13 protein-coding genes are annotated in these 16926 nt (G+C 58.0%); 3 read left to right on the top strand and 10 right to left on the bottom strand.

The window, feature by feature from the left end; all coding sequences use genetic code 11:
- Positions 1-46 precede the first annotated feature (46 nt).
- The 3 genes from RYC17_RS05405 to RYC17_RS05395 are packed head-to-tail and all read right to left on the bottom strand — an operon-like array spanning position 47 to position 5802.
- Entirely contained in the window at positions 47-1507 is a 1461-nt protein-coding gene (locus tag RYC17_RS05405) for an AdeC/AdeK/OprM family multidrug efflux complex outer membrane factor (protein WP_058400773.1), read from the bottom strand.
- Positions 1504-4638, bottom strand: a complete 3135-nt coding sequence (locus RYC17_RS05400; protein ID WP_058400774.1) for an efflux RND transporter permease subunit — start codon at positions 4636-4638, stop codon at positions 1504-1506. Before RYC17_RS05400 ends, RYC17_RS05405 begins: the two co-directional genes overlap by 4 nt.
- Positions 4639-4641: 3 nt before the next feature.
- Positions 4642-5802, bottom strand: coding sequence for an efflux RND transporter periplasmic adaptor subunit (locus tag RYC17_RS05395; protein ID WP_058400775.1), 1161 nt, complete (start codon positions 5800-5802; stop codon positions 4642-4644).
- 255 nt (positions 5803-6057) lie between these two features.
- On the opposite strand from RYC17_RS05395, the gene RYC17_RS05390 reads away from it, so the two are divergent.
- Complete coding sequence (locus tag RYC17_RS05390) at positions 6058-6702, top strand: TetR family transcriptional regulator (protein ID WP_002554958.1); 645 nt, start codon at positions 6058-6060, stop codon at positions 6700-6702.
- Positions 6703-7183: 481 nt separating this feature from the next.
- Positions 7184-8314 carry a DUF3396 domain-containing protein gene (locus RYC17_RS05385; RefSeq protein ID WP_058400777.1) on the top strand — a complete coding sequence of 377 codons (1131 nt, stop codon included), beginning with the start codon at positions 7184-7186 and terminating at the stop codon, positions 8312-8314.
- Positions 8315-8328: 14 nt separating this feature from the next.
- Here RYC17_RS05385 and RYC17_RS05380 read toward each other — a convergent pair whose 3' ends face one another.
- Together RYC17_RS05380 and RYC17_RS05375 are read right to left on the bottom strand one after the other, a co-directional pair.
- On the bottom strand, positions 8329-9825 hold the full coding sequence (locus RYC17_RS05380; protein WP_122258124.1) for an MDR family MFS transporter: 1497 nt from the start codon (positions 9823-9825) through the stop codon (positions 8329-8331).
- A gap of 127 nt (positions 9826-9952) precedes the next feature.
- Positions 9953-10123: a hypothetical protein gene (locus tag RYC17_RS05375; RefSeq protein WP_004416346.1), complete on the bottom strand. Its 171-nt coding sequence runs from the start codon at positions 10121-10123 to the stop codon at positions 9953-9955.
- A 165-nt stretch (positions 10124-10288) separates the two neighbouring features.
- On the opposite strand from RYC17_RS05375, the gene RYC17_RS05370 reads away from it, so the two are divergent.
- Positions 10289-10528: a hypothetical protein gene (locus tag RYC17_RS05370; RefSeq protein WP_058400779.1), complete on the top strand. Its 240-nt coding sequence runs from the start codon at positions 10289-10291 to the stop codon at positions 10526-10528.
- Here the strand turns inward: RYC17_RS05370 and RYC17_RS05365 are convergent, their stop codons facing one another.
- The 5 genes from RYC17_RS05365 to RYC17_RS05345 all read right to left on the bottom strand — a co-directional run bounded on the left by RYC17_RS05365 (position 10529) and on the right by RYC17_RS05345 (position 16854).
- Entirely contained in the window at positions 10529-11152 is a 624-nt protein-coding gene (locus RYC17_RS05365) for a flavin reductase family protein (RefSeq protein ID WP_004658879.1), read from the bottom strand.
- A 139-nt stretch (positions 11153-11291) separates the two neighbouring features.
- Positions 11292-11648: a hypothetical protein gene (locus tag RYC17_RS05360; protein WP_316902620.1), complete on the bottom strand. Its 357-nt coding sequence runs from the start codon at positions 11646-11648 to the stop codon at positions 11292-11294.
- A 425-nt stretch (positions 11649-12073) separates the two neighbouring features.
- Positions 12074-13399, bottom strand: a complete 1326-nt coding sequence (locus RYC17_RS05355; protein ID WP_002554952.1) for an MFS transporter — start codon at positions 13397-13399, stop codon at positions 12074-12076.
- A gap of 216 nt (positions 13400-13615) precedes the next feature.
- On the bottom strand, positions 13616-15163 hold the full coding sequence (locus RYC17_RS05350) for a J domain-containing protein (protein WP_122258123.1): 1548 nt from the start codon (positions 15161-15163) through the stop codon (positions 13616-13618).
- On the bottom strand, positions 15160-16854 hold the full coding sequence (locus RYC17_RS05345; RefSeq protein ID WP_122281184.1) for a molecular chaperone HscC: 1695 nt from the start codon (positions 16852-16854) through the stop codon (positions 15160-15162). The genes RYC17_RS05350 and RYC17_RS05345 overlap by 4 nt, the downstream gene beginning before the upstream one ends.
- Positions 16855-16926: the final 72 nt, after the last annotated feature.

Genomic DNA, 16926 nt, shown 5'->3' with positions numbered 1-16926 from the left:
CAAAAAAACCACCTGATGAGGTGGTTTTTTTGTGTGCTGCTTTAAATTAGAACAGTTGAACAGAAGGCTTCTCTTTGGAGATGGTTTCGGTCTGCCCGGTCCTTTCGTACCAGCCGCCGCCGAGGGCCTTGTACAGGTTGACCTCGCTGGTCAGCTGCGACAGGCGATCGGTGATCAGCGTTTGTTGCGCACTGAACAACGAGCGCTGGGCGTCGAGGAAGGTCAGGTTGCTGTCGATACCGATCCGGTAGCGACGCTCGGCCAGACGGTAGTAGTCCTGGTTGGCCGCGACGAAGTCACGTTGCGCCTGGAGCTGCTCGTCGTAGGTCTTGCGCGAAGCCAGGCCGTCAGACACTTCCTGGAAGGCGGTTTGAATCGCCTTCTCGTAGTTGGCGACGCTGATTTCTTTCTGGATCTTCGAGTAGTCCAGGCTGGCGCGCAGGTTGCCGGCGTTGAAGATCGGGATATTGATGCTCGGCTGGAACAGCCAGGTTCCCGAGCCTCCCTTGAACAGGCCGGACAGCTCAGTGCTGCTGGTCCCGGCACTGGCCGTCAGGCTGATGCTCGGGAAGAACGCTGCGCGTGCTGCGCCAATGTTGGCGTTGGCTGCCTTGAGCGTATGCTCGGCCTCCAGAATGTCCGGACGACGCTGCAGCAGATCGGACGGCAGGCCAGCCGGCATTTCGGTCAGCATGTCGGAATCCAGCAAGTGGCTGGCCGGCAGGTTGTCGGGCAGCCCGGTGCCGAGCAGCAGCACCAGACTGTTCTGATCCTGTGCAACCAGACGCTCGTACTGAGCCAGTTTGGCACGCGCGCTTTCGACGGCGGTGCGTGACTGGCTCAGGTCCAGGGCCGAGGAAACACCGACTTCATTGCTGCGCGAGGTCAGGCGATAGCTTTCTTCGTAGGTCTTGAGGGTGTCTTGCGTCAGCTTGAGCAGTTCCTTGTCGGCCTGCCAGGTCATGTAGGCATTGGCGACGCTGGCCACCAGACTGATCTGGGTGCTGCGACGCGCTTCTTCGCTGGAGAAGTAGGTTTCCAGCGCCTGCTCGCTGAGGCTGCGCACCCGGCCAAAGAGGTCCAGTTCGTACGAGCTGACACCCAGCGTTGCCGAATAGCTGCTGGTGATGCCTGCTTGACCGGTCTGCGACTGTTCGGCTGGCACGCGTTGACGAGTACCGCTACCTGTCGCCGAAACAGCAGGGAACAGGTCCGAGCGCTGAATACGGTACTGGGCACGGTAGGCGTCAATGTTCAGAGCCGCGACCCGAAGGTCACGGTTGTTGAGCAGTGCAGTCTGAATCAGCTGTTGCAGCGCCGGATCATTGAAGAAGTGCCGCCAGCCTTGCTCCGCAGCGGCCATTTTGGCGCCTTCGACCGGCGAGTACGCTGGCCCTTGCGGATATTGTGCGGCGACCGGTGCTTCCGGCTGCTTGTACTCGGGGATCAAAGAGCAGCCGCCGAGAATGAACGCGGTAACTGCAAGAGAGATCAATGACTTGCTCATTGGCCAGCCTCATCGTGTGAAATATGTTTCTTCTTGCTCTTGAAGAGCCCTGAAACCGAGACAAAGAACAGGGGCACCCAGAAGATCGCCAGGATAACGGCCGTGATCATACCGCCAATTACACCAGTACCGATCGAATGTTGACTACCTGAACCTGCGCCCGTGGAGATTGCCAGCGGCACAACGCCGAGGATAAACGCCATGGACGTCATGATAATCGGGCGCAGACGCATGCGGCACGCCTCGATTGCCGAGTCGACCAGGCTCTTGCCCTGTTCGTGCAGCTCTTTGGCGAACTCGACGATCAGAATGGCGTTCTTCGCCGCCAGACCCACCGTCACCAGCAAGCCCACCTGGAAGAACACGTCGTTGGACAGGCCACGCAGGCTGGTTGCCATCAGTGCACCGATAACCCCCAGCGGCACCACGAGGATGACCGCGATCGGAATCGACCAGCTTTCATACAGCGCCGCCAGACACAGGAACACCACCAGCAACGACAGCGCGTAGAGGGCAGGGGCCTGCGAGCCGGACAAACGTTCCTCGTAGGACAGACCGGTCCACGAAATGCCGATACCTTGCGGCAGTTTCTTGGCCAGGGCTTCTACCTCGGCCATCGCCTCGCCGCTGCTGTAACCCGGGGCAGGAGTACCGAGCACTTCCTCTGCTGCCACGCCGTTGTAGCGCGACAGTTTCGGTGAGCCGTAGGTCCATTTGCCGCTGGCGAAGGCCGAGAACGGCACCATTTCACCCGAGCTGTTGCGCACGTACCACTTCTTGAGGTCTTCAGGCGTCATACGGGCACCTGCATCGCCCTGGATGTACACCTTCTTCACACGGCCACGGTCGATGAAGTCATTGACGTAGCTGCCACCCAACGCGATGGACAGTGTGTTGTTGATGTCCGACAGGGTAATGCCCAGCGCACTGGCGCGTTCGTCGTCGATGATCAACTGGTATTGTGGCTCGTCGTTCAGCCCGTTCGGACGCACGCCTGCGAGAACCTTGCTCTGCGCCGCCATACCGAGGAACTGGTTACGCGCTTCCATCAGTTTGTCGTGACCCACGCCGCCCTGATCCTGCAGGTAAACGTCGAAACCTGTGGCGTTACCCAGCTCGAGAACAGACGGTGGAACGACCGCGAACACCATTGCGTCGCGCAGGCTGAAGAAATAGCCCTGAGCGCGCTTGGCCAGCTCGAAGACGCTGTTGTTGGAATCCCGTTCTTCCCACGGCTTGAGCATGACGAACGCAATCGCCGAGCTTTGGCCGCGGCCCGCAAAGTTGAAGCCGTTTACCGAGAACACCGACTTCACTGCGCCGCTTTCCTTGGTCAGCAGGTATTCACGCATGTTGTCGATGACTTCCTGCGTACGCTCGGTCGAGGAGCCTGCCGGGGTCTGAATCTGGGCAAAGATGACGCCCTGATCTTCTTCCGGAAGGAACGCGGCCGGGATACGCATGAACATCCAGACCATGCCTGCGCAGATCAGGATATAGCCCAGATAGGCCGGCCATTTGTGCTTGAGCATGTTGCCGACGCCACGTTCGTAGCTCAGAACGCTGCGGTCGAAGGTGCGGTTGAACCAGCCGAAGAAACCACGTTTTGGCTGGCCGTGGGTCTTCTCATCGATAGGCTTGAGCATGGTGGCGCACAGCGCCGGGGTGAAGATCAGGGCGACAACCACCGACAGGGCCATGGCCGAGACGATAGTGATCGAGAATTGCTTGTAGATCACCCCGGTAGAGCCGCCGAAGAACGCCATGGGCAGCAGAACCGCCGACAGCACCAGCGCAATACCGACCAGCGCACCCTGGATCTGGGTCATGGATTTGATCGTGGCGTCGCGCGGGGAGAGCTTTTCCTCCTCCATCACCCGCTCGACGTTTTCCACCACCACAATCGCATCGTCCACCAGCAAGCCGATGGCCAGCACCATACCGAACATGGTCAGGGTGTTGATGGTGAAGCCGAATGCCGCGAGGATGCCGAACGTGCCCAGCAATACCACCGGTACGGTCATGGTCGTGATGACCGTGGCGCGGAAGTTTTGCAGGAACAGGTACATCACCAGGAACACCAGCACGATCGCTTCGATCAGGGTGTGAACCACACCGTTGATCGATTCGCTGACCACTGGCGTGGTGTCATACGGGTACACGACTTTCATGCCTGGCGGGAAGAACGGCTCCAGCGACGAAACGGTCGCACGGATAGCCTTGGCGGTATCCAGTGCGTTGGCGCCGGTCGCGAGTTTGATCGCCAGACCCGATGCCGGTTTACCGTCGAACTGCGAGTCGGTGCTGTAGTTCTCTGCGCCCAGGCCGACAGTCGCGACGTCCTTGAGGCGAACCTGCGAGCCGTCGGTGTTGACCTTGAGGAAGATGTTGCCGAACTGCTCGGCGGTCTGCAGACGCGTCTTGCCGATGATCGTGGCGTTCAGTTGCTGGCCGCTGATGGACGGCAGGCCACCCAACTGGCCGGACGATACCTGAACATTCTGCGCAGTGATCGCGTTTTTCACGTCCACCGGAGTCAGCTGGAAGTTGTTCAGCTTGGCCGGGTCCAGCCAGATACGCATGGCGTACTGCGAACCGAAGACCTGGAAGTCACCCACACCGGAGGTCCGGGAAATCGGGTCCTGCATGTTCGACACGATGTAGTTGGCCAGGTCTTCCTTGCCCATGCTGCCGTCTTCGGACACCAGGCCGATCACCATCAGGAAGTTCTTCACTGCCTTGGTCACGCGGATACCCTGTTGCTGCACTTCCTGTGGCAACAGCGGGGTCGCGAGGTTGAGCTTGTTCTGCACCTGAACCTGCGCCGTATCGGGGTTGGTGCCCTGATTGAAGGTCGCGGTAATAGTCATGCTGCCGTCGGAGTTACTTTCCGAGCTCACATAACGCAGGTTGTCGATACCGTTGAGCTGTTGCTCGATCACCTGCACCACAGTGTCCTGCACCGTCTGGGCAGAAGCGCCCGGATAGGTAACCTGAATACCGATGGCTGGTGGTGCGATGCTCGGGTACTGGTTGATCGGCAGGCTGGAAATCGACAGCGCACCGACCAGCATGATCACGAGGGCAATAACCCAGGCAAAAATGGGTCGATCAATAAAGAATTTCGACATGGGTTACTCCCCTTTGCTGCCTGCGGCTTTATCAGTGGCCGGGGCAGGTGCCGGGTTTGCTCCTTTGACGTTGGTCGCTTCGGCGACTTTCACTTCGGCGCCTGGTTTGACGTACTGCAAGCCTTCGGTAATGACCCGATCACCTTCTTTCAAGCCGTCTTCGATCAGCCAGTCGCTGCCCACGGTGCGGTTGGCCACCAGCGTACGCATTTCAACCTTGTTGTCCTGGTTGACGATCATGGCGGTCGGCGTGCCTTTCAGGTCGCGGGTCACGCCTTGCTGCGGCGCCAGAATGGCTTTCGCACTGACGCCAGCCTGCAATTGAGCGTGGACGAACATGCCAGGCAGCAGGCGATGTTCCGGGTTCGGGAACACGGCGCGCAAGGTTACCGAGCCTGTGGTCTGGTCAACCGATACTTCGGAGAATTCCAGCTTGCCTTCCTGGCCGTAGACACTGTTGTCTTCCAGCGTCAGCTTGACCTTGGCCGCGTTATCGCCAGCTTTCTGCAGCTTGCCGCTTTCCAGGTCATTGCGCAGTTTGAGCATGTCGGCAGACGACTGAACCACGTCCACGTAGATCGGATCGAGCTGCTGGATGGTTGCCATCGCATCGGTCTGTGCACTGCTCACCAGTGCGCCTTCGGTCACTGCGGAGCGGCCGATACGACCGGAAATAGGTGCCAGCACCTTGGTGTAGCGCAGATTGATCTGGGCGGTCTGCAAGGCGGCCTGAGCTTCCTGCGTGGATGCCTGGGCGGTGTCGTATTCCTGACGGCTTACCGCTTGCTCGCTGACCAGTTGCTTGTAGCGATCAGACATCGACTTGGCGGACTGCAGAGTCGCCTTGGCGCTGTTGGCATTGGCCTCATAGACAGCCGGGTCAATCTGATAAAGCTGCTGACCGGCTTTGACGTCGCCACCTTCGGTAAACAGACGTTTGAGAATGATGCCGTTGACCTGAGGGCGTACCTCGGCGACGCGGAATGCGGTGGTCCGGCCTGGCAACTCGGTGGTCAGGGTATAGGGCTGTGCTTTGAGGGTAACGACGCCGACCTGAGGGGTTTGCGCAGGCGGGGCCGCCTGTTCCTTCTTGCTACAGCCACTGAGCAGGGTTGCCAGGGCGACGGCAGTGACCAGAACGGTAACAGCTGGCTTGAATTGCATGAAGATCCTCGGGGCAGGAGCCTGTTGTCTCAACAGTACGTTGAAGTGTTAAAAAATATTTCGGCTAGATAAGTAGCATGCTAAGGAATATACTTACATTCGCGGCTGTTTGTAAACACCCGCTGTGCGCATTCGGCCACTATTCACAGTGCCGACAGCCAATTCGGGACAAGGCGAGACAAATGCCGCCCGGTCATATCTCCAGGTCTGCCGCCAGACGCGTGCCTGAGGTGAATTTTTTGAGGTTTTATTGCCATGGTTCGTCGCACCAAAGAGGAAGCTCAGATCACTCGCAGCCAGATTCTGGAGGCTGCCGAGCAGGCTTTTTATGAGCGAGGCGTCGCCCGCACCACGCTGGCTGACATTGCAACGCTTGCCGGTGTGACGCGAGGAGCCATTTACTGGCACTTCAACAATAAGGCCGATCTGGTTCAGGCAATGCTCGACAGCCTTCAGGAACCGCTCGATGAAATGGCGCAGGCCAGTCAGAGCGAAGAGGAAGAAGACCCACTGGGCTGTATGAGAAATCTTTTGATTCATTTGTTTCATGAGCTCGCCCTGGACCCGAAAACCCGTCGCATCAATGAAATCCTGTTTCACAAGTGCGAGTTTACTGACGAGATGTGTGATTTTCGTCGTCAGCGTCAGGACAACGCCATACAGTGCCACGACCGGATCACCCTGGGGCTGAACAATGCCGTGCGCCAGGGGCAACTTCCCAAAGATCTCGATACGGCCCGGGCCGCAGTCGCCCTGTTTTCTTACGTCAATGGCATCATTTATCAATGGCTGCTGGTTCCAGACAGCTTTTCATTGCCGGCAGAGGCCGAGCAACTGGTTGATGTGTGTCTGGACATGCTGCGCTTCAGCCCTACGCTAAGAATCAGCAAGGCTTCCTGACTGAAGATGACAGGCCTTGGAGCATGCCGGTTCAGTCGGGCCGTTATCTTTCATACAAAGCCTAACTCCAATTCGTATTTTTTATACAGTGTGTTTACCGACTGTTTACCCGTCCTGATCTATTGCACTCACCGATTGCTGCCGACCGGGTATTGATCCGACAAAATATTGTAGGAAGTGGGTAGGACATTTCCTGATACATGTAGCTGATTTCCCAAAGTAATTTCCGAGTATTGCCCCGCGGGAAAACTCCCTTCACTCTTCGGCTCCGGAAAGATCAGAAGAGAGGAAGGTTGCATGTTTTTGCCGAATCTTGCGCCCATGTGCCCTGAAATCAACGCCAGATCCGCTGAAATGTACGCGCGTGGGCAGGGTCGTGGCTTGCGTAATCGCAGGTCTGCGTCGGACGTGATCGAAACATGCAAAGGGCATGCAGGCATGAGCGTAAATCTGGCTCTCTCGATCAAGGGGAGGGCAGAGCATGTCGGACACTACAACTGATGCTGTGAGGCTGCTGGCCGGAGTCGCGCAGCAATCCGAACGGGTTGCCATGGATTCTGAATTGGGGACACCCGTCATTCGGCTTGGGTTGATCACTACACTGTATTTCCGCAATGGTCACACGCTGGAGATGAAGCGTCGGGTCGAAGCCTGCTTTTCGCGCTTCTATGAGGCGTTCAAGCCGAAACTCAAATGGCAACTGTTCAAGCGCATGCGTCGCTTGAGCGCATCGGGTTTTGCGTCGACCCGGCGTCAGGTTGTCGAGAGCCTCCCGGACGAGCAGTTCATCTGGTCTATCGCCAGTGCGACCCAGGCCGAGGTCGCCATGTACAGCCTGTTTGTCATGAACACCCCGCAGGGGCAAGCCGACAACGATCGCTCTTGCCTGAAAATGGTCTTGCCCTGGTCCTGCCTGACCGAGCCTGACGGTTTGAAGAACTATGAAGCCTGGATCCGCTATCTAAGCAGCGAAGTGCAGGCCGAGCATGGTTTTGGCGGGCTCGCCTGTGTATTGCCTTGCGATGGGCACCAGTATTTACCCTGGGAGTATCGACTGGCTCAGGACTACATCGGGTTGATGGTCGATCCCGGTCCGCACATTGAAAGCCTGCGTTTGCTGGACCGTATAAAGGGCGTCAGCTGGTATACGGTGCTGGGCGAAGGGTTTGTCAGGCAGCTGGGAGGGAGCGACAGATTGCGGGGCGAGATGAGCGCGCACAGCGACATCGTGTTTCATAGCTATCGCAACGGGTTGATCATTCGGGCGGGTGCGGTGCCTGAATTGGGTGGTCGAGGCCTGCCGCCGCAACCTTATGTGACGGTCAACCGTATGATCAAACCGGTTCGCCTGCAGGACACCGGCAACCTTCATCCCTACCTTGCTCCCGGTATCGGCTTTACCGAGGAAACCACCGCGCAATGGTATGCGCGATTTGATGAAAAACCGCTGCCGCCGGTTGATGCGGGGCAGGCATGCCCTCGATCTGGCTGCTGGTTCAGCAGCGCACAGTTTGGCTCTCGTCGACATTTCGACGAAGGTGAACTCATGCCGGCGTTCACCCATATAAAAAGCAAGAAAACCCAGTGGTTCTGGGCCGGGATGTCGTCCTGAGTCAGCGCGTCGAGCTAATCGCGGCCTCGCAATAGCGTATTGGGCATTGCTACGGCTGCGGCAAGGCCGAGCAGCGAAATGGCCGCACTGGTGATCAGCAGGTTTCTGAAGGTCAGCGCCAGTTCGGCTCGCAGTGTTTCCAGAGCCGGTCCGGTTGCTGCATTAAGGCTGTCGAGCAGGACATTACCGGAGCTGCCTTCGCCACCCAGCGCTCCCGAGCCGGGCAGACCGACACCGGTATGCTGCAACATAGCCAGCAGCAGCGCCGACATCAACGCTACGCCTACTGCACCACCCAGCGAGCGGAACAGATTGGTTGTGCTGGTGGCCACGCCCATATCCCTTGGTTGAACCGAGTTTTGGGTACCGACCAATGAAGTGGGGAACTGCATGCCGGTGGCGATGCCGGTCAGGACCATGAACAGGCTCATCGCTATCAGCGATTGGGGAGGCGTGAAGGCCATGCCCAGAATCGCGATGGGCATCAGCAGCGCACCGGTCAGGATAAGCGGCTTGTAGCGCCCGGTATGCGCGGTGCGTCGCCCGGCGAAATAGGCACCCATCGGCATGCCGATCGCCAGCGGAAGCAAGTGTAGGGCGGCGCTGTCTGCTCCGCCACCGGTGACGGTCTGGTAACGCAACGGCATCAGGACAATCAGGGAAATAGCCTGAAAGCTGGTAAAGAACACCGTGCACCAGCAAAGCACGGCACTTTTATTGGTGAACAGGTGCATGGGCAACAGGGGCTCGGCGGTGCGGCGTTCGTACCAGACGAAAATGCCCAGCGTCAGCAGGGCGGTGCCCAGTAACAGCTGAACCTCGAAATCGCCCAGACCATGCCCCTGACCAATTTCGGTAATTCCCAGCAGCAGCGCGGTCAGGCCGATGATCATCAGCACCGTCCCCAGGTAGTCGATAATCGGTTTGCGCTGTGGCACCGGCAGGCCGACCAGGGTTCGATATGCGACGATCAGCGCGGCGGCCCCCAAGGGCAGATTGATCAGGAACACCCAGCGCCATGACAGGTATTCGGTCATCAAACCGCCCAACACCGGGCCCGCAACGCTGGCCAGGGCGTACATGCTGCTGAAGTAACCCTGATAGCGGCCCCGCTCACGAGGCGGAACAATGTCGGCGATGATTGCCTGGCTTACCGAAACCATGCCGCCTGCACCGATGCCTTGAAGGACGCGCGCCAGCACCAGTTGTTCCATGCTCTGCGCCATGCCACAGAACAAAGAGGCGAGGGTGAAAAGCCCCAGGCCGAACAGCATCAGTTTACGCCGCCCGTATAGATCGCCCAGCTTGCCGTAGATCGGCACTGCAACGGTCAGGGAAACCATATACGCGGAAATGACCCACGCCAGCAGATCGATGTCCCTGAACTGGGCGGAAATGGCAGGCATCGAAACGGCAACGATGGTCTGATCCAGCGCGCTGAGCAATACCGCCATCATCAACGCAAACAGAATGCTGCGAATGGCCGGAGGCGTTTGAGTAAGACTGGTCAAGGCAAAACCTGATGGCAGTGTTGACCCGCCGCAAGTGTGGCGGGAGAGTCTGGCCAGTCTAATCCGATAGCTTGCTAATCGATAGCTGCCTTTGCTGAACGATGACGCAATTCATGCTCCGCAAGCGTCATCGCAAGGCGCTGAAGGTGGCATCGGTTGGCACGCAATGGCCAAACGTACAGCTGGAGACATAGGGGGCCTGGCGCGCCAGTTCGTTACGATAGGCACCGGCGCTGTACACGGCCAATACCGCCAGAGCTCCTGCGACAACCATGCATTTTCTTGTTATTGCTTTCATGACGCACTCCTTACCTCGGCTACAGAGCAGTTTGAAAGAACTGATTAAAGTGTAGGACACGGTTGGAGTTTGCGTCGGTAGTCATCATCTGCGCTTGCTGCGTGACGAATGCGCTTGAAGACGCGCTAGAATTCGCGCTTTGATTTATGAGCAGGGTCCAGACGCATGGCACGCAAGGAATACAACGGGTTTGAAGTGGTGTCGGCAGTCATGCCTTCCGAGCAGGGGTACAACGCGGCAATTGCCATCAAGGGGTTGGGTGCCGGCGGAGCGCCGCGCTTTCATGCGCTGCTGCCGGACCAGAAGTTCAAGACTGCCGATGACGCCGACCTGGCCGCTGCACAGGAACTGCAGCGGCTGATCGACATTGATGCCGAGGGCGAGCCGGTATGGGGCGATTCCTGATCAGGCGCCTGGACGGAACATCTTGAACAGCGCTTCCGGCCCCAGCTGGAAGTAATCTGCAGGACCGCCGCCACGCAGGATCGGCTCAGCGGCCGCGGTGTCATAAACACCGTCCTTGAGCAGGGATTTCTCGATGTGTACGGCCACCACTTCGCCCAGAATCAGCCAACTGGGCACCAGCTCCTTGTCGGCGCGTTGCAATTGAATGATCTGGGTGACTTTGCATTCGAACGACACCGGCGTCTCCAGCACACGTGGGACCGAAACGATATGGGAGGCCAGTGGCGTGAGGTTGGCCAGCTCGAACTCGCTGACATCCGGCGCTACCGGGGCACAGCTCTGGTTCATGGCTTCAGCCAGCGAGCGGGTCGCAAGATTCCAGACAAACTCACCGGTCTGCTCGATGTTATTGAGACTGTCCTTGCGACCAACGCTGCAGAACCCAATGATGGGGGGCACATAGTTGAACGCATTGAAGAAACTGTAGGGTGCGAGATTCAATTTGCCGTTGGCATCCTGCGATGAAATCCAGCCGATCGGGCGTGGCCCTACAATCGCGTTGAACGGGTCATGCGGCAGGCCGTGACCCTTGGATGGCTCGTAGGAGTGAATAGCGTCTGACATGCTCGATTCCTGATGGGCTCTGTAGGATGCGGACATAGTGCTGCGCATTTGCAGAGGATGCCAGAGCAGCGTGTATTTCCGCCTGGGCCAGACATGAAGAAGCCCGACATCGGCCGGGCTTGGGGCGTTGCGTGGGCTATCAACCCAGACGATTGGCACCTACGCGGTCTGCACCATCAACGGCCAAACGGTTGGCACCGACGTGGTCTGCACCATCGGCGGCCTGACGGTTTGCACCGACACGGTCCGCGCCATCAGCGGCCAGGCGATTGGCACCGACGTGGTCTGCACCATCGGCAGCCTGACGATTCGCACCGACACGGTCTGCGCCGTCAGCAGCGACACGAATTGAACCGACATTAGTGTGTTTGGTGCCGCCTTCAGCAACGATGGTCGAGCGGGACATATCGTTTTGAACAGTTGTGACTGGAAGTGCAAAGGCGCTGGAAGCCAGAACAGAGAAAGCCAGGCCGAAGATCAATTTAGTGGTTTTCATGATGATGTCTCCAATGAGTGTCGGGTGAGTTGTCATCCCGGTATGGAGGCAATGCTACGCGCCAGCGGATTATTAAGAAGTTAATCGGATTGCTAGCGACCATCGCTGAAAATGATAGTTGGCTGTGATGCTCTGATTTCGGGCCTTGCAGGCGATGTTGCGTTATCGAGGTGCATATTTTGAAAAATCTTGTAATAAAGCCACTTGACAAAATGGAAGTGTAATTTTTTCAATGTCTTATCGCTGATTGGCCTCGAAAGTGTGCACTGTATTGAAACACTTTGTAGCAAGTGCTCATGTCGCTCCAGGGGGCATTGATGGCGGTTGTATCGATGTAACCGATATTGATGCTCCTCACTCCGGTGTGGAAACGGCACGCCAACTCAGGCGTTGGCATGCCATTCAAGCGGGTTAATGAAGGGCGATCAATCTGTCTCGATCCGCGAATGTTTGCGCGTGTCTTTCATGAAGACATACACCAGCAGCGAACAGGCGATGCAAGCGGTTACGTACCAGTAGTAGCCGGTTTCCATGCCGATGCTCTTGAACCACAGTGCGATGTATTCCGCAGTACCACCGAAAATCGACACCGTCAGTGCGTATGGCAGGCCGACACCCAGCGCACGGATCTCGGTCGGAAACAGCTCGGCCTTGACCACTGCGTTGATCGAGGTGTAACCGCTGACGATGATCAGCGCCGCCATGATCAGGAAGAAAGCGCCCCACCAGGTTTGAATGGTATGCAGCGTGGTCAGGATCGGTACGGTACACAGCGTTCCCAGTACGCCAAACGCAATCAGGATCGGACGCCGCCCGACCTTGTCGGACAGTGCGCCAATCACCGGCTGCAACAGCATGAACAGAAACAGTGTCGCCGCTGATATCGAGGTCGAGTCGGTGATGCTCATGCCGACGGTGTTGACCAGATACTTCTGCATGTACGTGGTGTAGGTATAGAAAGCCAGGGTCCCACCCATCGTCAGGCCGACTACGGTCATCAGTTCCTTGGGATGACGCATCAATGTGCGCATCAGGCTTTCCTTGGCCTTTTCCTTTTTCTTGCGGGTGAACGACTCGGTTTCCTCCATGCCACGACGCAGAAACAGCGCGACGACTGCACACAGGGCACCGATGACAAACGGGATGCGCCAGCCCCAGGCATACAGTTGCTCTGTGGTCAGTGTCTGCTGCAACACGATCAACACGCCCAGCGCGATGAGTTGTCCGGAAATCAGCGTGACGTACTGGAAGCTGGAAAAGAAGCCGCGACGTTCCTTGGTGGCCATTTCGCTGAGATAGGTGGCCGAGGTGCCGTATTCACCCCCGACAGACAGGCCCTGCAGTAGTCGGGCGAACACCAGCAGGATCGGGGCACCGACGCCGATGCTCTCATAGCCCGGGGTCAGGGCAATGATCAGAGAGCCGAAACACATCAGCAGCACCGATGCCATCAGCGCAGCCTTGCGCCCCTTGTAGTCAGCGTAAAGCCCCATCAGCCAGCCACCGATAGGTCGCATCAGAAAGCCGACGGCAAAAATCGCGGCCGTGTTGAGCAACTGTGCGGTGGTGTCGCCCTTGGGGAAGAACGCTTTGGCGAAGTACAGCGAGAAAGCGGCGTAGACGTACCAGTCGTACCACTCGACCATGTTGCCGACCGAGCCGCTGAAAATGGATTTTAAACGGCTGGAAGTGGTTTTTTGGCCGGCAGCAGTAGCAGCCGACCCACGGGAGGCGGGATTGGAAGTTTCCATGGTGTTCCTTGTTTTTCATTATTTTTGGAAGGAGGCATTGGCTGCCCTGCCTGTGACGTAGCAGGAGCTGTGCCACACCATGAGAGCCTGTTCCAGAGCGGTTGCGAGACTTTGATGAGCAAGAATCCGCTTATCTGCCCGATTGAGGTAGGCGGATTCTTGCCGATGGGGGCGCTTGCAGTAGGTTGTTCTGGTCGATTGCCGACAGAAGACCGCTCAAGCGCTCAGTTTAGAGGAGAACAACAGCGCTGCCATGACGATGCTCAGCGTGCCGATGATCACCATGATCGTGTGCCTTGCATAAAACTGCCGAATCTTCTGCCTGGCAGGCGCTGTCTGAAACAGATAGCGATAAGGCGACAGGGCGACCCACAGCACCGCCAGCACCAGATAACTCAGAAGTGTCCTCGGGCCGTCAAGCACGTGGACAAGGCCCAGAAACAAAAATGGAAGGCCATGCCGCAAGACCAGCGCCTGGGCACCGGGCCAGCTCAGCACCTTGGGTAGTAACCGGCTGCTCAGCCAGGCATCGGCAGGCTCTGCCAGAACCATCAGCGGACGCCACACGCAGATGAAGATGAAAAAGCTGACCGTTGTCCAGAACGGTGTCAGGAACAGCATGAGAACCCGCGTTCCCGGATTGTATTCCACACCTTCAGGCGCTAGCGGGGGTGCCAGCAATGCCAACAGAAACGCACCAATGTAGACCCAGATGAGCGGCGTGAAGTCGCTCTGCTCACGCATGAGTTTCCAGGCGTTCAGGTCTGCTTCGGGGTAGCGCTTGAGGACGTCGGGGTAGTGGACGGTCAACTGCTCCTGAATATGCGCGCAGGCGTTCCACACCGAAGCGTCTTGCTTGACCGCAGTACGGATCCGTGCGGCCAGACGTGGCGGCTTGAACATCAAATGCGCTGCCTTGCCTTCGGCAGTACTTGGTTTGGCATCGAGCAGGCGTTGCAGATGCTCGGCGTACTCCACTTCTTCGTATCGCTGGCGCAACGCCTGCCAGAGGTCTTCGGGACCGGGGTGGAGATTTTGCTGCAGGTTCCAGCCAAATACCGCGCGCGTCTGTTCCAGCAGGTCAGAGGTCACATGGTGGCTGGCAATCAGCAATACCATGCACCGGCATTGCAAATGCTCGCGACGCTCAAGCTCTGTCAGCCAGGGCTGTTGTTCCAGTGTCCGAAGTTCTTCAATAAAGCGTGCATGTTGCCCACTCTCGATGAGTGCACTGAACGCTTCGAACGCCTCGCGCAATATCGCCTCGGCCAAGGCGTGCTGCTGGTAGCTGCTGATGTGAATGCTTTGCCATACTGTCAGCCAGCGCAGATGCTGAAATGCAGCCTTGATCAACTCGACACGACGCGCCGAGTCGTTCAGGCACTCCAGCAGCAACAGTTGTTGAAAGCGCTCCGCCTGTCCATGCTCCATAGCGATCTGCTGTTGCTCGGGCAGGTTCTGTGCGTTGGTTTGCCTGACCTGTTGAAGCCAGTCCATGCCACCGGGCTGCTCGATAACGGTCGTTGTCAGAAGCGGGGCAGGCGAGGGCTCCGGCAAAGGCTGGCGCAGCATGACGGGCTGGTCGTCCTCATCCGCGCGTGATCGTGCCAGCTCCAGCGCCTCTTCATAGGCATCACGCAGATTCTGGAAGGCTGCCGGGTCTTCATCAGGACGGTTGACCTTCAGTAATCGGGCATATTGTCGTTTGATGCTGCGCTCGTCGGCATCGCTATTCAGCTCAAGTACGGACCAACAGTCGATCATCTTGCGCCCTGCTCGAACTTGTCGACTTCCTGTTTGAGTTGCTTGCGAATTTCGCTGATCTGCCGCTCGTCCTGCGTCTCCAGGACATGCTGAAACTGGGTGGTCCAGTGATCGATAAGTTCGCGATCGCTGCCCAGACATTCCTGATACAGGCGTTCAAGTCTGGCGATCAAATGGGTATTGGCCTGCTGTTCGCGTGGATGTACTTTGAGCGCTTCGAGTACCTGAAGGCGTTCCTGTATTTCATCAGGCGTCATCACGCCAGGGTTGTTTTCGATAACCAGCTTGTGACGTTCCCCGGTCAGCTGTGTCATCACATCGGCCTCCAGCAGGCCGTTGTTGTCATAGGTAAAGCGTACATCCAGTGCCACTTCGCCGGCTTTCGCCTTGGGGATCGGGATAATGAGCTCGCCCAGCGCGATGTTGTCCTTGACCATGCGACTTTCGCCCTGAAAGATCCGCACCATGACATGCTCCTGATCATCGCTGACGGTCTGCACTGTTTTAACCCGGCTGACCGGTACGACGCTGTTGCGTTCGATAATGGGCAGGTAATGACCGCTCTCATAGCGATTGGCAACCTGCGTAATGGTCTCGATCCCCAGCGTGTAAGGGCACACATCGGTGAGGACGATCTCCTCCAGCGCTGCGTCCCGGTGCTTGAGCGCCGCCTGCACCGCGGCGCCCTGTGCGACGATTTCATCGGGATTGAGTGCAATGGAAGGGAAGCGTCCGAACAGGCTCGCTGCAAGCTTGCGGATCAGCGGCATCCGCGTTGTGCCGCCCACCAGCAGAATCTCATCCAGATCGGCGACGCGTATCCTTGCATCTCGAAGCGCACGCTCGGCCGGAGCGCGAAGGCGGTTGAGCAGGGGCGCATAAAAATCGCTCATCTGCTCTTGAGTAATGGTCTTGCGCCACTCCCTGTCAGCGTGACGCAATACGAAGTCGGCACTCCCGTCCTGACCCAAAGCCCTGCGCACCCGCTCGGCTTCGCGCCGCAAAGCCGGTGCAATCAGCTCCGTTGAGGGAAACTCCACCTCATCGCGGTGCAGGCTGACAAAGTGCTCGACCATGACCTGATCAAAATCTTCACCCCCCAGGAAGTTGTCGCCTGCGCTGGCACGCACCTCCATCACGCCGTCGAAGAGTTCGAGGATCGAGATGTCGAACGTGCCGCCGCCCAGGTCGAAGACCAGAAACGAGGTTTCGCCTTCCTTCTGATGAAGTCCGTAGGCCAAGGCTGCTGCTGTCGGCTCGTTGATGAGCTTCTCGACCTTGAGGCCGGCCAGCTCACCGGCAATGCGCGTCGCTTTACGCTGAGCGTCACTGAAGTATGCCGGAACGCTGATCACCGCCTCGGTGACAGGCTCGCCAAACGCGCGCTCGACGTCGGCTTTAAGACTCTTGAGCACCAGCGAAGATAACTCTTCCGGGCGATAGGTGGCAGATCCCAGGCGAATCTCCTGAGCGCTGCCCATGTAACGCTTGAACAGCGCCGTGGTTTTGTCCGGGTGAGTTTGCAGACGTTCGCGCGCCGCCTTGCCAACCAGAATCTGCCCCTCGTCGTCCAGCCCGACCACACTTGGGGTCAGTGTTTCTCCCAACGCATTGGTAACCAGCTCGCTGCTGCCGTCGCGCCAGACAGCCACCAGGCTGTTGGTAGTGCCCAGGTCAATACCGACGATCATCTCAAAAATGCTCCCTGCTCAAGGATTGTTGCAATGCTTTGCGTGATTCTGAATCAAGGCCACCGGTGTTGT

The sequence above is a fragment of the Pseudomonas syringae group sp. J248-6 genome, from assembly GCF_032586995.1.
GTDB lineage: Bacteria > Pseudomonadota > Gammaproteobacteria > Pseudomonadales > Pseudomonadaceae > Aquipseudomonas > Aquipseudomonas amygdali.
This window is presented reverse-complemented; position numbering and strand designations above follow the sequence as displayed.